The sequence below is a fragment of the Desulforhopalus sp. genome, from assembly GCA_030247675.1.
In the GTDB taxonomy this organism is placed as follows: domain Bacteria; phylum Desulfobacterota; class Desulfobulbia; order Desulfobulbales; family Desulfocapsaceae; genus Desulforhopalus_A.
This window is the reverse complement of the sequence record JAOTRX010000002.1, coordinates 145,033-158,536: the sequence shown is the minus strand read 5'-3', so window position 1 is coordinate 158,536 and position 13,504 is coordinate 145,033. Positions and strand designations below refer to the sequence as shown.

General features: G+C 54.2%; 16 protein-coding genes. 9 read left to right on the top strand and 7 right to left on the bottom strand.

Features of this window, described 5'->3' with window-relative positions; translation table 11 throughout:
- Nucleotides 1–16 precede the first annotated feature (16 nt).
- The 6 genes from OEL83_00740 to OEL83_00715 form a co-directional block, all read right to left on the bottom strand.
- Complete coding sequence (locus OEL83_00740; protein ID MDK9705548.1) at nt 17–1,234, bottom strand: OmpA family protein; 1,218 nt, start codon at nt 1,232–1,234, stop codon at nt 17–19.
- A 111-nt stretch (nt 1,235–1,345) separates the two neighbouring features.
- Nucleotides 1,346–2,671: a glycosyltransferase family 4 protein gene (locus OEL83_00735; GenBank protein ID MDK9705547.1), complete on the bottom strand. Its 1,326-nt coding sequence runs from the start codon at nt 2,669–2,671 to the stop codon at nt 1,346–1,348.
- Nucleotides 2,664–3,503: a 3-keto-5-aminohexanoate cleavage protein gene (locus OEL83_00730; protein MDK9705546.1), complete on the bottom strand. Its 840-nt coding sequence runs from the start codon at nt 3,501–3,503 to the stop codon at nt 2,664–2,666. The genes OEL83_00735 and OEL83_00730 overlap by 8 nt, the downstream gene beginning before the upstream one ends.
- A 6-nt stretch (nt 3,504–3,509) precedes the next feature.
- Complete coding sequence (locus OEL83_00725) at nt 3,510–3,986, bottom strand: N-acetyltransferase (protein ID MDK9705545.1); 477 nt, start codon at nt 3,984–3,986, stop codon at nt 3,510–3,512.
- A 2-nt stretch (nt 3,987–3,988) separates the two neighbouring features.
- The gene (locus OEL83_00720) at nt 3,989–5,392 is read right to left on the bottom strand and encodes an ABC transporter ATP-binding protein (protein MDK9705544.1); all 1,404 of its coding nucleotides are present in this window, start codon (nt 5,390–5,392) and stop codon (nt 3,989–3,991) included.
- Nucleotides 5,393–5,623: 231 nt separating this feature from the next.
- The gene (locus tag OEL83_00715) at nt 5,624–6,514 is read right to left on the bottom strand and encodes a sulfotransferase (protein ID MDK9705543.1); all 891 of its coding nucleotides are present in this window, start codon (nt 6,512–6,514) and stop codon (nt 5,624–5,626) included.
- Nucleotides 6,515–6,722: 208 nt separating this feature from the next.
- Here OEL83_00715 and OEL83_00710 point away from each other — a divergent pair, with 208 nt between their 5' ends.
- From OEL83_00710 to OEL83_00690, 5 genes are all read left to right on the top strand, one after another.
- The gene (locus OEL83_00710; protein MDK9705542.1) at nt 6,723–6,968 is read left to right on the top strand and encodes a VF530 family protein; all 246 of its coding nucleotides are present in this window, start codon (nt 6,723–6,725) and stop codon (nt 6,966–6,968) included.
- 101 nt (nt 6,969–7,069) lie between these two features.
- Nucleotides 7,070–7,585, top strand: coding sequence for a DUF4410 domain-containing protein (locus OEL83_00705; GenBank protein ID MDK9705541.1), 516 nt, complete (start codon nt 7,070–7,072; stop codon nt 7,583–7,585).
- A 95-nt stretch (nt 7,586–7,680) separates the two neighbouring features.
- A complete protein-coding gene (locus OEL83_00700; GenBank protein MDK9705540.1) occupies nt 7,681–8,265 on the top strand; it encodes a lysophospholipid acyltransferase family protein in 585 nt (194 codons plus the stop codon).
- Between the two features lie 43 nt (nt 8,266–8,308).
- Nucleotides 8,309–8,773, top strand: a complete 465-nt coding sequence (locus tag OEL83_00695) for a response regulator (GenBank protein MDK9705539.1) — start codon at nt 8,309–8,311, stop codon at nt 8,771–8,773.
- A gap of 40 nt (nt 8,774–8,813) precedes the next feature.
- The gene (locus OEL83_00690; GenBank protein MDK9705538.1) at nt 8,814–9,218 is read left to right on the top strand and encodes a hypothetical protein; all 405 of its coding nucleotides are present in this window, start codon (nt 8,814–8,816) and stop codon (nt 9,216–9,218) included.
- 99 nt (nt 9,219–9,317) lie between these two features.
- Here the strand turns inward: OEL83_00690 and plsY are convergent, their stop codons facing one another.
- Complete coding sequence (gene plsY, locus OEL83_00685) at nt 9,318–9,917, bottom strand: glycerol-3-phosphate 1-O-acyltransferase PlsY (protein ID MDK9705537.1); 600 nt, start codon at nt 9,915–9,917, stop codon at nt 9,318–9,320.
- Between the two features lie 334 nt (nt 9,918–10,251).
- On the opposite strand from plsY, the gene def reads away from it, so the two are divergent.
- The 4 genes from def to OEL83_00665 are packed head-to-tail and all read left to right on the top strand — an operon-like array spanning nt 10,252 to nt 13,383.
- Nucleotides 10,252–10,773 (top strand): peptide deformylase, encoded by a 522-nt coding sequence (gene def, locus OEL83_00680; GenBank protein ID MDK9705536.1) that lies wholly within the window; start codon nt 10,252–10,254, stop codon nt 10,771–10,773.
- Nucleotides 10,770–11,717 (top strand): methionyl-tRNA formyltransferase, encoded by a 948-nt coding sequence (gene fmt / locus OEL83_00675; protein ID MDK9705535.1) that lies wholly within the window; start codon nt 10,770–10,772, stop codon nt 11,715–11,717. The genes def and fmt overlap by 4 nt, the downstream gene beginning before the upstream one ends.
- 20 nt (nt 11,718–11,737) lie before the next feature.
- A complete protein-coding gene (gene larC, locus OEL83_00670) occupies nt 11,738–12,925 on the top strand; it encodes a nickel pincer cofactor biosynthesis protein LarC (protein ID MDK9705534.1) in 1,188 nt (395 codons plus the stop codon).
- Complete coding sequence (locus tag OEL83_00665) at nt 12,922–13,383, top strand: phosphatidylglycerophosphatase A (GenBank protein MDK9705533.1); 462 nt, start codon at nt 12,922–12,924, stop codon at nt 13,381–13,383. Before larC ends, OEL83_00665 begins: the two co-directional genes overlap by 4 nt.
- The last annotated feature ends 121 nt before the right edge of the window (nt 13,384–13,504 follow it).

The window sequence follows — 13,504 nt, the reverse complement described above, 5'->3', positions numbered from 1 at the left end:
CTGCTAGAAGAAGCGCCTACTGGCGGACAAGCTCGACCCTTCTGTTCTGGGCGCGACCAAGCTCATTGTCATTACCGGCCACCGGTTTGCTGGGCCCAAAACCCATGGTTGCCAAACGGTCGCCCGCCACACCCTTGTCAACCAGGTAGGCCTTGACTGATGCTGCCCGTTGTTCGGAAAGTGTCTGATTATGCCCGGCCGCGCCGAGGGCGTCGGTATGTCCTTCAATGGTAAGGCGAAGGGAGGTATCGGCTTTCAGGACATCGACGATTTCCGTGAGAATCGGATAGGATGGAGCCTGAATGACAGCAGAGTCCAGGGCAAAACGGATTCCATAGATGCTCGCCCGGCCATTGGCCTTGAGCTTTTTCTGCAACTCACCTTTCAGGGAACCGGACCAGTGCGGGCAGCTGCCGACCGTAGTCGATTTTTTGGTGCCGTCCCAGGTACCAGCAGGGTTGCCCTCGGCCTTGTCACGCCACCAGAAACCCTTAAAGGAGTTTCCTTCTTTGGAAAAAACCATTATCGCCGGTCCTTTGCTTTCCGGACCTTCCTGCCAGGTGATTTTCATGACCCGGCCCTCGATCGCTCCATCCAGTAAGCCATCGTTGTATTCGTAACATCCGGCCAAGGCAGTACCCTGCTGGCGGACATGAAAATCCGCATAGTTTGTTGAATATGTCCCGGACATTTCAGGGGATTTCCCTGGATCCGGCCGGTTGCCGTAGCCGCGAAAACCGAACATTTCGGTATACTCGGTATTGCCGTAGTTGTTCTTGATGGTCAGGCGCACCCATTGGCCGGAGAGTGCTTTTTCGACTTTGAATTTTTGCCCATCGGTCGTGTTGGCAAGAGTTACCTGCAATACCTTGGCAAAGCCCCCAGATGCCGACTGCGCCGAGATCTCGACCAGAATGTCCTTTGCTGCCGCACCCTCTGCATCCGCTGCGGCAGTATCAAATTCGAAAGAATCAAGAGTCGCACCGGCGGCCATCTCAAAAACGAAGACGTTGTTCAGGGTCTTGCCGGTTGCATTGGCCCAACCGGATGCCAGGCTATCGTCCAGCAGATTATAGGCCTCCCAACCATCATACGTCGCCGGGATGGTGACCGGCAGACAGCCTTCGAGGAGTGAAAGTACATTAGTTGCCTCGCTTCTTGCTGAAGACGGAAAAACCACCAGGCAGATACCTAAAACCAGTGTGCAGCTTTTAAACAGGGAACGAAAGACCATATGAAGACCTCCACGTGAAGATGGCGTGAATAATGAGCTTGGGGATTTGAGTTTTTCGCAGGATATCGGCTGTTAAAACGGCCAGATCGATGATATGGCGAGGAAATAATCTTACAGTTTTTTCCCGGCAATTGCCCTCCTGCAGTTAGCAATCCCCGACTTGAATATCCGGTATCGGGTGACGAGCTTCCATGCCCGGGAAGTGTAAATCTGCTGGAGTTCGTTGGCGAGTTGTCGAGCAGTTTCATTGTTGGTTCGAATCTGCGCCTCTGTCTCCGCAGCACGACCCTCGGCGGCACTTGCCCTTGCCTCAACCAGGGCAAGAAGCGCCTCCTTTTCCGCGACAATTCTCTCTGTGTGATCGGCGCGGGCAAAACCGTCGTATCGCGTCTTGAGACTTGGCGCCAAGAGGCTGAGATACCCGGCGGCGGCCCGCAACTGGTTATGAGCAAATGCCTGCTGATCGCCACCGGCAAGGGTCAGCCAGTCGGCCAACACCTCTCTGTAAAGTTGGTCCCATCGATCAACTGCCTTGGTCATCGACGCCTTGTCGCGGACAAGGAGGCTTACTTGCCTCGCATCCTCGGCATTGTAGCGTTGCAATTCAACTATAACGGATTCCTCGCTTACACCCGCCCGTTGCATTGTCCGAACACCGAAGTTTAACCGGCGGAGTGACTCGACATTCTCAGTCGTCACCATACCGCCCAAACCGGCAAAATCGGCAACGATGAGGGCGCACCCTGAAGCGCTGGCTTCTATGGCGCATTTCGCCTTGGCGAAAACAACATCGTAGTCGCCAAGCACTTCTTCAGGGGCGGTCAGGGCCTTGCCCATGCCGATACCGGCGACATCAATACGGGTAATTCCGAATTTCCGGCATGCCGATTCAAGGGTAGCAACCATTGACGCACCGGCATAGTTGCTGAAGATTAGGGCAGATTGCGGCCTTGCCGGCAGAGGTGGGCGCAACTGAAACCGATCCGTATCGACAAAGTTATACAAAACCTCGACACGTTCCGGAGGCACTCCCTTTGTTGTCAAAAGGCGCTCCTTACAGAGGTCATCTACCGCCACATAGCGCAGAATAGAAGGAAATAAGGGGGGAAGTTCCTCCCACGGCAACCAGCCATGGCATATCGAAATAACCGGAGTGCGAGGGAAATGCAGGGCGGCCGTCATCGTCTCCAGATGGTGCTGACCATGGATGATATCAGGAGTAGTGCCCAGGGCATGCAGATCATCGACAACCGGAACCGTCGCCCGGCGCAGATCCTCGGCAACTTCACCAAGCACCGTGCTGTAAACCACCGGATGGTGCCCACGCTTCATCAGTTCAATGGCCAGGTCACGGGCATAGACCTCAGATCCCGCCCTGGCGCCAAGGGTGTTATTGGTGATAAGAATATGCAGGCCGCAAGGAATGGCGTCAGACATGCGAATCCAATCCCAGCGCCCGGCGCACTTCCCGCGGCGTCGCAATTTTTTTACCCATCAGTTCTGCAAGCTTTACGACACGCTGCACCATATCGACATTACTGGCCAAGTGTTTTCTCTCTTTATCAAGCCAGAGGTAATCCTCCAGGCCGACGCGCGCCCCATTGCCATACAACATCCCCATGGTATTCATGGCGAGCTGGTCGGCGCCGATACCGCCGCCACACCACAAGGAATTGGCCGGCAACTCGGCCATCAGCATCCCAAGATGCAGGGGCTTGGCCTGGGCCGTGGCAACGTTTCCCAGGAGAAAATTGAAATAAAAGGGCGGCTGAATCAGGCCACGGTCGGCAAGATAGCGGGCATAATTTACCATCCCGGAATCAAATACCTCCAGCTCGGGTTTGACCCCCGCCTCGGCCATCCGGGCAATAAGCCGCTGGTTCGTCTCCGGACTATTGACGCTTGCGGTGCGGCTGAAGTTCATCGAGCCGAGGGTGAGACTGGCCATGTCGGGCTTGAGATCGCCGGTAAGCAGCAAGGGATCGGCCCGTTCCTCAAATCCGTTGAAATGGCGGCCGCTGAGCGACACACAGATGATCGCCTCTGGATATGCCTCGCGGATACCGGCAATTATCTGGCCATAAACTTCCTTGCGATATGTCGGTTGCCCCAGCTCGTCACGCGCATGCAGGTGGACGATGGACACGCCGAGAGCGAGACAGCGTTTGGCATCCTCGACGATTTCCTCGGCGGAAACCGGCAGATGCGGATTCATCGCCTTGGTGGGCACCATCCCGGTTGGCGCCAGATTGACAATAATACCATCCATAACTGCCTACCGTCCGGCCATCAAACGGGCGGGATTGCCGACAACTATCGCCCCTTCCTGCACGTCCCGGTTGACGACGCTGCCGGCCCCGACCAGCGCTCTAGCGCCAATGGTCACTCCCGGCAAAATGACGCTGCCACCGCCGACCTTCGCTCCCTTGCAGATACGCGGGAAGGCCATTGACTCGCCGCGCAGCTTATCGTTTAAGGTGACTACTCCGGGGCCAATAAACACCTCATCCTCAATCACCACGCCCCGGGTAATATGACAGGCGGTTTGAATGGAGGCACGATCGCCGATGGTGCAATCACAGATATTGCAGTGCGAACCGATGGTGACATCTTCGCCGATTACCGCCCCTTGGTGAATAAGGGTGAATGACCCAACCCGCGTACCCTTGCCGATACGGACGTTGTCCTGCACCTCGGTCAGTGCGGGATTGTAGAAGTGGACACCGGGAAAACGTTCAAGAAGTGTAGACATCATTAATTCCTTAGCTCATTGTCATTCAACTTACGGTCCGGAGAAATCTCACTCACCTGCACCGTGTTTGGCAAATAGGCCTGAGTATAGATCCAGCCGAGAGGTGACGGCAACAGTTTAAATGGCAGAGCCACCTCGACTATATCTATAAATACTGCCTGCTCGTGGTTGTTTATGGGGTGGGTCACCGACAGGCGGAGGGTATAATTCCCCGGGCGAATCGACAACCGCGTTCGATATTCTGCCATGTACATCTTGCCGCGCGACATGGCCAGGAGCGGTTGCTCGGCAATAAGAAAATCGGCGCCAACCACAGCCGTCATATTTTTGTCGCGGAGCTTGTAATTGATAGAAGCGGAGCAGGGCTGGATGCATTCAACATATATCCTGATCACCACTTGATCGTTAAATTCCACTACTTCCAGGGCTTGCCCCCGTTGGTCAAGCATCTCCACTAGACGAATCCGCGCATCACCCGTTCCCTGTCGATATTGCGCCCATTTTTCCTCAAATATGCGGCAACGTTCAGTAAAATCTAGGGAAGGAGCAACTGCACCTCCCTGCGCAGCGCCTTGCTCAACTTCAGGAACAATGGTCACGGCGAAGGCAGCGTTGTTGTGTTGGTGGATATCGCGCAAATAATGGTCGGTGACTGCTCCGACAGCCCCCATCTCTTTTACCCTGCCACTTTCCAGATAAACTGCCCGACTGCACAGGGCACGAACGGCAGCAACATCATGGCTGACAAAAAGTAGGCTGCCACCGGCATTTTGGAAATCGTGCATCCACTTCATGCATTTTGCCTGAAAGGCAGCATCTCCGACCGAAAGGGCCTCGTCAATGACCAGAAGATCGGTGGAGGAATGAATCATCACCGAAAAGGCAAGCCGGACGTACATTCCCGAGGAATAGGTTTTTACCGGCATAAAGGCATAGTCACCGATCTCTGAAAAATCAAGGATCGACGCCAGCCGTTCTTCAATCGTTGCCGGCGACAGGCCGAGCAGTGCGGCATTGATGCGGACATTCTCGACACCAGTGAATTCCGGGTGAAATCCCGCACCCAACTCCAGCATCGCTGAAACCCGGCCGCTGACATTAATCTGCCCCTCGCTTGGACTCAGGATGCCCACGATAAGTTGCAGGAGTGTCGATTTCCCCGACCCATTCCGACCAACAATACCGACTGCCTCACCTTTATACATCTCAAGAGAGACATCCCTCAGCGCCCAAAAACCGGTATGACGATGCTGCTTTTGAAGGCCGATGCAACGTGCCAACAAAGCATTCAAACCCTCCCACCAACGATCCATCGGACGATGGTAGCTGTAATAGCACTTGCTGACCCCTTGACAACTGACGATCACTGGGGAAACTGATTTGGCGATGGTGTCTGATATGGGCATTGAAACGTTGTTATCTCAGAGGGGAATACCTCACGAAATGAGCCACCATTACCTGGAGAGGATGAAGGGGAGCAAGAACTGAGCAGCACTGATATTTTGCCGCCTAAGCTACCCGTTTAGGGAAAACTTCGCAATTTTTTTTGCCGAGACTCGTCGCAATCGTTACGGCTCGAAAGGCAAGCATTTCCAGGATTAAAACGGAGCTGAGCAACTTATCTGCTATGAAAAAAACTATGCCTCCTCGGTATAATAAGGTTCCTTTATGGGCTGAGCGAGATCACCCATGATCTTCAGACATGCATCCTTTTCCTGTTGAGACATCTCCGTCTTCCATCGGTCGATCATTGTTACGTCGGGCGGGCTCATGGTCTTTCTCTGTTGATGGAGCCGTTGACTTTGAGACACCACGAGCGTTCCGTCGCTCGAATATCGAGCACGATGCTCACTGAGCCGGGATGCGGCATTTTGGTGGTACTCCAGCATCTCGGGGGAGAAATCAAGCTCAAGGAACCGGCAGATGTTTCGTAAGATTTTTTCAGTATCAGTGAGCAGCTCCTCATACCGTATCTCAAGGCAGGGTAATCCTTGTGATTGTACTCGTGCTTCGCCGACCAACTTTACCCAGCGCTGCACAAGTTCCAGAGTATCCCGGCTGGGGGCGAACCACATCTGCCGCCAGGACAGTGCCACATCCCGGCCGTCTCTGATGATATGAATAAAACGTGTTTCCGGCAGGATGGCATGGATGGCTTGCATCCGTTGCAGATACATGGGCGTTTTCTCCCCCCAGCGCGGCTTGGCAAATCGGTCGGCATACAAACGGTAAAATAACCGCAACACCTCTGCCAAACCAGCCGATGTCGGGAGGCGAGCAATCTCTCCCATAAAGACCTCTTCCGAGATTCCATAATCTCCCCAAGCTGGTGCACCACTGGGAAAGTCCATTATTTTCCTGGCTATCTCTGCCGGCGAAACGCATGCCTCGAAAGTTCCAGGGTGCAGCAGGAAACCGGTTTCGGGGGGGATCGCCAGTTCCGGATGCGCGTCCAGCATCAATCTCAATAAGGTTGTTCCGGATCGTGGCACTCCAACGATCACCGGTGATGCCGTTAGCTTTCTCATAATTTTTCCTTACTTTTGCGCATTTATTCTAGGAGAAGAAAAAGGCTGTGAAGAAATCATCATGACTTTACCGGCTATTTTTGTATAATGCTGCATCTTCTTCACCCCGGCACCAAACAGACAGTTCTCCAGTGGTGGCCGTAACATCCCCTGACGGCGATACTTTATTCCGTTGAAACCCGCCAGACACGGCTTGTCAATCCACCTTATGAACAAAGAAAACAGCAAAACCCCTTTGCAGGGATTGACTCTTGAACGGATTATCAATAGCCTGTTTGAATACTATGGATGGGAAGAACTTGGAAAGCGCATTGCCATACGATGCTTCACAACCGATCCCTCGGTCAAGTCCAGCCTGACCTTTTTACGTAAAACCCCCTGGGCGAGAAAAAAGGTCGAGAATCTCTACCTCGCCATCCAGAAAAAGGCACGAAAAGATCTTGGCAATACATAACAACCATTTCTCAGGCGCCCTGGCTGAGGCTTTGGGCAAACGGCAACATTCACCTCCGCATCACCGGAGGATTCAATCCCCCTTTACCGAACGAGTTCGACATGAGAAAAGCAACATCCCTCTTCCTCGCGATTTTTTTCCTGCTTGGATGCATCGCCGGCTGTGGTCAGAAAAAAAACACCACCACCAATAATCCACCGGTCGTCCGGGACATCGCAGTCCTGACCCTCGATGGCGAAATGTCCGGACTCACTGCCGACCAGACGAGAGAACTGGGCAACACAGTAGCCTGGATGGACCGCGACCTTATCAAAAATCTCAACAAGGCTGGTTTTCGTGCTGTTCTGATCAAAAATATGCACGAATATAAAGCCGATATGGGCAAACTGCTGATTGCCGAGGTGGAGCGTTTCAACGCCGGCAATCGCGCTGCCAGAGCCCTGGTCGGTTTCGGTGCCGGCGCCGCTTCACTTGATCTGCGCTACAAGCTGCTTGATGAAAAGGGGGGTACCCTGGCGGAATGGCGAGACGGTGTCGGCTCAAGTAAAGGGGCGACCTATTGCGCAGAAACCCTCAACAGAAAGGCTGTTGACAAGATAACCAGCACCTTGCAGTAAGCAATTCGCCACCGACATAGGGCTGAGCAGCTTACCTGCTCAAATAAAACCTCTGCCGTTGCGATACAACCATTTCTTCTACCTGGATTCTTTTTGTGGCAAAGACAATGTACAGCACCCCGGTGCTGCAGCCGATCGTTTCAGCCTTATGCAAATTCTGCCTCGCTGTGCGCGGCTGGAAAATCGAAGGCACCCCTCCCACTGCGCCGAAATACGTGCTTATCGCCGCTCCCCATACCAGTAACTGGGACTTCCCCCTGTCCCTGGCAATGGCCTTTGTATACCGGTTTGAAATGCACTGGATGGGCAAGGATTCCTTGTTTTCCGGATGGCGCGGCCCGGTGATGCGCTGGCTGGGCGGAATCCCAATAAACAGGGAATCTCGAAACAATGTAGTGGCCGAAACCATTGCCGCCTTCAATGCAAGCGACCGCCTGATCATCGCCGTCCCACCGGAAGGCACAAGGGCCAAAGTGACAAAATGGAAGACAGGCTTCTACTATATCGCCCTCGGCGCCAATATCCCGATTGCCCTGGCTTTTCTCGATTACCGGCGCAAGGCCGGTGGCTTTCTATCGACCTTTCTGCCCACCGGTGACGCCGAAAAAGACATTGCCGCAATTCGCGCTTGTTACGTCGGAATAACCGGCAAGTATTCCGATCAATCAGTTGTTGATTAAAGGTGAGTAGACTAGCATATCTGCAGAAACGTATAAAAAACTCATGGAACCAACAACTGTTCTTGTCATAGACGACGACCAGTCCTTCACTGAAATCCTCGGCTTACGCCTCGACAAAAGAGGCTTTACCGTTTGCACCGCTGCCGATGGCGAGGCGGGCCTTACAACCCTCGATCACAACGAGGGAATCGATGTTGTCGTTCTTGATCTGGCCATGCCGGGAATGGACGGGCTGGAAGTCTTGAAAATTATGAAAAAAAGGCGGCCATTGGTTGAGATCCTCATGCTCACAGGCCGGAGCACGGTGACCACAGCGGTTGAGGCAATCAAGTTGGGCGCCTATAATTACCTCACAAAACCCTGTAATATCGAAGATCTCAGCACTATTATCGAGGAGGCGGCCAAGCACCGCAAAAACCGGCAGGCAAAAATCCTAGAGATACGCATGACCCCGTATCTATCGCCGCAGAAACGCGAAGAGCTTATCGGCGCTATCCTCAAGGAATAACACCCTTTCCACCCCAACCTCAACCACGTATTCCGGCATTATGGGAAAGGACAAGTGTCTGTCGACAGTCACCGCCGACATTAAACGCAACCGGCTGCTCATAACTCTCCGGGGGAATATTGCTAAAAAGGACGCGGAACGGATTTATACCGATATTCGATTTTGTGTCTCTGACCTTAAACCTGGCTTCTCGGTCATCAACAATCTCACAGAATCGCGAATCGCCCATCTCAGTACCATCGAAACTTTCAAGAAAATCACCTCCTATCTCAACGAGAAGCAGGTCGGACCGGTTGTCCGCGTCGTGGGGAGGGCCAAGATCATCTTCCAGCAGATGTCCAAGTTAACCAAGATGATAAACTGCTACCAACCGATGTACGCCAAGACCATGGACGAGGCTGAGACGCTTCTTGCCGACCTGACGAAAAAGAACGCGGCACTCTGATCACCACACCTCATTGAGACACAACAGCGTTCCGCAAGCGTGACGATCAATTGAATGGAGAGGTAAGAATGCAGCTGAACGGCGCAGGATCCCGCCCCGTCATGGATTTGCCTTTTTCCAAGGCTTCTCCTGACCATGCAGGAGTCTGGTGATGTTTTCGTGGTGCTTAATCCAGATCAAAGTGGCAATAACCGCCGCAGCGATAATTACCGTTGTCGAAGATCCAAGCAGATACAACCAGAGGGGAATCAAGGCGGAGACCAGGAGTGAACCGACCGAGACAAATTTGGTCAGGGCCACGACGGCAACAAAGATCGCCAGGCTTATTCCAACTGCCGGAGGCGAGAGAAACAAGAAGACACCCAACCCGGTTGCGACACCCTTTCCGCCACGAAAACGCAAATATACCGGGAACATGTGGCCGACGACACTCATGACACCGGTTATGGTGATGACCAGTTCCCTGCCAGCGGTGTCGGGAAGAAAATACCCAGCCAGCCACATCGGCACAAAGCCCTTCAATGCATCGCACACCAGGGTAAGGGCACCGAATTTTTTGCCGAGAACCCTGCTGACATTGGTGGCTCCGATATTGCAACTCCCCGACTTCCGTACATCGGCACCAACCAACTTGCCGATAACCAAGCCAAAGGGAATGGCCCCCAAGAAATAGCCAATTACTGGAAAAAGAATGTCCATACTGGTACCGGCCTCTGCGGTGTTTGAATAAGCCTTCCTGCGGCCAGGGATATTGCCGACGACCAGCATCTCTCCCGGTTTTCGGTGGCGCGCAACGCCCCAATGACACAACACTTCACCCCATAAGTCAAGATTTATTCAGGCCTTAACTTCCAGGGATCGATGTGCCGCTGGGTTCTGGCCTTTTCAGCTATTCCCATCCCAACACCCCCTGCCAATTTCCGGCATTGATGCTTATCTTGCAAATCATGGCGAAAAGAAAAACCTTGTGGTACATTGCCGAAGTCCAGCGGGGCCTGGCCCCCTGTCCAATCACCGAAAAGAGAATTATTCCATGAGCATTCATAAAATATACAAATACCCGGAGCCGGTCTTGCGGCAAGAAACTGCAAAAATCTCCGTCTTTGACGACAAGCTGGCAGAACTGGTCAGGGATATGGCTGAAACCATGTACGATGCCCCGGGCATCGGACTTGCCGCTCCGCAGATCGGCCGAGCCCTCAAATTGATTGTGGTCGACACCACCAAGGACAAAGAAGGTGAACCTGAATATATGCCGCTGATCAACCCAGAGATCGTTGCCCACGAAGGCAGCCAGGTAGATGAGGAGGGCTGCCTGAGCGTTCTTGACCTCACTGCAAGCGTCAAGAGGTTCAAGAAGATCACCGTGTCCTACCAGGATCTCCATGGACAACCCCAGGAACTGACGACGGAAGACCGTTTCGCCGTGGTCCTGCAGCACGAAATCGACCATCTCAACGGCGTCCTTTTCATCGATCATCTGAGCCCCCTGAAAAGGAGTTTATACAAAAGGAAAGTAAAAAAATGGCTGGCCGACGGCCAGGAGTTTTCATGACCATAGAGCCGCTGCGCATCATCTTCATGGGAACACCGGAGTTTGCCGCGGCAACTCTCCGGGCCCTGCTCACCGGTCCGGATCAGGTGGTAGCGGTGGTAAGTCAACCGGACCGGGCTAAAGGACGGGGCAAAAAGGTCAGCCCAACACCGGTCAAAATGGTTGCCGAGGCAGCCGGCATTCCGGTGCTCCAGCCGGAAAAGATAAAAACCGAGGAATTTCGCAACGGTCTGCAGAGCTACCAACCGGACCTTATTGTTGTTGCCGCCTATGGCCGGATCCTGCCGCCCAGCATCCTGCAGCTTGCCCCCATGGGCTGCATCAATGTCCACGGCTCTCTCCTCCCAAAATACCGGGGAGCGGCACCGATCCAATGGGCGGTTATCCGAAGCGAAAGCGAGTCCGGTGTGACCATTATCCAGATGAACGAGGGCATGGACACGGGTGATATGCTACTCAAGGCGAAAATCGCCATCGATCCCCGGGAAACCGCCGGAAGCCTCATGGAAAAGCTGGCACCTCTCGGGGGGGAGACCTTGCTTAAGGCAATCAAAGGCCTGAAAAACGGCACCATCGTGCCTATCCCCCAAGATCACAGCCAGGCGACCATGGCCCCGATGCTAAACAAGGACGATGGCCGTATCGACTGGACAAAGAGTGCCAAAGAAATCGAATCCCTCATTCGCGGCCTCGATCCCTGGCCATCGGCCTTTTGCTTTGTCGGAGAGCACCGTTTGCGACTTTTTTGCCCAGAGGTGGTTTACAGGGACAATAGCTCCCAACCCGGCACCGTCCTGCAGGCCGATCGACGGGGCATTCTCGTCGCCTGCGGCAAAAACGCCCTCCTCATCCACGAACTCCAACCAGAGGGTAAAAAACGAATGACCGCCGAGGCCTTCTGCTGCGGCCATTCTCTCGACCTCGGCGTCGTTTTTGGCCGATAATTTAGAAACAAGGGCCGGCCGTGACATTCTCGACTTCTTCGCCCATTGCCTATGCCGATTGCTTCTCCGGGATCAGCGGCGATATGCTCCTCGGCGCCCTTATTCATGCCGGCTTTGACCGGCAAGTCCTGACCAATGAAATCGCCAAGCTACCTATAAACGGACTCGATCTGCAAATTTACGACACAACCATCCAGTCGATGGCCTGCGTCCGGGTGCAGATAAACAGTGACCGGCACCAGGAACTTCGCACCCTCCCGGCAATCCTTGCCATCCTTGCTGAAAGCGATCTTGCCGAACCGGTCATCAACAGGGCCAAGGCGGTATTTCAGGCTCTGGCCGAGGCCGAGGCAAAGGTCCACAACATCGCCGTGGAGCAAGTCCATTTTCACGAGGTGGGTGCCCTGGACACCATAGTCGATATCGTCGGCAGTGTTTTAGGCCTGGAGTATCTGGGTATTCAGCGGCTGGTCTCCTCGCCCCTGCCATCCGGCCACGGTTTTATTGACTGCGCCCATGGCCGTCTTCCCCTGCCCGCCCCGGCGGTCTGCGAACTGCTGAAGGGCATTCCAACCTATGGCGTCGATCTCCGCCAGGAGCTGGTGACGCCGACGGGAGCCGCCCTGATAGCCTCGCTGGCCGACGACTTCGGCACACTGCCGCCGCTAACCATCACCGCCACGGGCTACGGCGCCGGCAGCCGAACGCTCACCAATGGCCAGCCGAACCTGTTGCGACTGATCATCGGCAAGGACGTAACTAGCCATGAAAGTCAGGTGGTGGAGGTCATCGAGACTAATCTTGATGACTGGAGTCCGGAGGGCTTCCCCCACCTCACCGAACTGCTCTTTGCCAAAGGCGCGCTCGATATAACCCTTACCCCGGTGCACATGAAAAAGGGGCGGCCGGGCTTCACCCTCCAGGTCATCAGCCCTCCGGCCTGCGCCCACCCCCTGAAAGAAGCAATCCTCATCCATACCACCGCTATCGGCCTGCGTTTTCGGCGTGAGGAAAGGCGAACCCTGCCCCGAGAGACCGTTACCGTCTCAACCAAATGGGGAGAATTGCAGGCCAAAAGAGTACAGACCCCGGAAGGCCCTATCGTCCATCCGGAATACGAGGAGTGCCGCCAAGTGGCATTGCGCCATGGGCTTCCTCTTGCGGAAGTGTACCATGCAGTGCGCTGTGCCATGGCAACATCACCATGAACCAGCTCATTATCGCCCTAGCCACTGGCCTGTATGCCGGGAAAATCGGCAAGGCACCGGGAACCTTCGGATCACTTGCCGCCTTTTTGCCCTGGCTGCTGATAAAAGACCTGTCCCTGCCAGTATATGGATTTTTTCTCGGCGCCTTCTTTGTCCTTGGTTTCTTTGTCTCCGGCTCTGCCGAAAAGATCCTCGACGAACCTGACGCGGGTTGCATTGTTATCGACGAATTTCTCGGAATGTTCGTCACCCTGCTCGCCGCCCCCCCACATCCCTTGGCCTGGGCCATTGGTTTTCTGTTCTTTCGATTCTTCGATATATACAAACCCTTTCCGGTTTGCTGGTTTGATACCAAAATCAACGGCGGTATTGGAATCATGATGGATGATGTAATCGCCGGCCTGTACGCCTTCCTTAGCCTCCAGCTCCTTTGGTGGGCCGGTAGTCTGCTTTTTTGAGACAGGCGAGAGAGCGGTAATAAAAAAGCCCCGGCTGAAAAGACACTGCGTCTCTTCTGCCAGGGCTCAAACGGGGGAAACCCGGATTGCTTCTACAAATTATTCGTTTTGGTGAGCACTG

Bases quoted from the DNA above. Each gene is read 5' to 3' on its own strand.
- OEL83_00740 (MDK9705548.1), bottom strand. From the start codon at position 1,234: ATGGTCTTTCGTTCCCTGTTTAAAAGCTGCACACTGGTTTTAGGTATC.
- OEL83_00735 (MDK9705547.1), bottom strand. From the start codon at position 2,671: ATGTCTGACGCCATTCCTTGCGGCCTGCATATTCTTATCACCAATAAC.
- OEL83_00730 (MDK9705546.1), bottom strand. From the start codon at position 3,503: ATGGATGGTATTATTGTCAATCTGGCGCCAACCGGGATGGTGCCCACC.
- OEL83_00725 (MDK9705545.1), bottom strand. From the start codon at position 3,986: ATGTCTACACTTCTTGAACGTTTTCCCGGTGTCCACTTCTACAATCCC.
- OEL83_00720 (MDK9705544.1), bottom strand. From the start codon at position 5,392: ATGCCCATATCAGACACCATCGCCAAATCAGTTTCCCCAGTGATCGTC.
- OEL83_00715 (MDK9705543.1), bottom strand. From the start codon at position 6,514: ATGAGAAAGCTAACGGCATCACCGGTGATCGTTGGAGTGCCACGATCC.
- OEL83_00710 (MDK9705542.1), top strand. From the start codon at position 6,723: ATGAACAAAGAAAACAGCAAAACCCCTTTGCAGGGATTGACTCTTGAA.
- OEL83_00705 (MDK9705541.1), top strand. From the start codon at position 7,070: ATGAGAAAAGCAACATCCCTCTTCCTCGCGATTTTTTTCCTGCTTGGA.
- OEL83_00695 (MDK9705539.1), top strand. From the start codon at position 8,309: ATGGAACCAACAACTGTTCTTGTCATAGACGACGACCAGTCCTTCACT.
- OEL83_00690 (MDK9705538.1), top strand. From the start codon at position 8,814: ATGGGAAAGGACAAGTGTCTGTCGACAGTCACCGCCGACATTAAACGC.
- plsY (MDK9705537.1), bottom strand. From the start codon at position 9,917: ATGGACATTCTTTTTCCAGTAATTGGCTATTTCTTGGGGGCCATTCCC.
- def (MDK9705536.1), top strand. From the start codon at position 10,252: ATGAGCATTCATAAAATATACAAATACCCGGAGCCGGTCTTGCGGCAA.
- fmt (MDK9705535.1), top strand. From the start codon at position 10,770: ATGACCATAGAGCCGCTGCGCATCATCTTCATGGGAACACCGGAGTTT.
- OEL83_00665 (MDK9705533.1), top strand. From the start codon at position 12,922: ATGAACCAGCTCATTATCGCCCTAGCCACTGGCCTGTATGCCGGGAAA.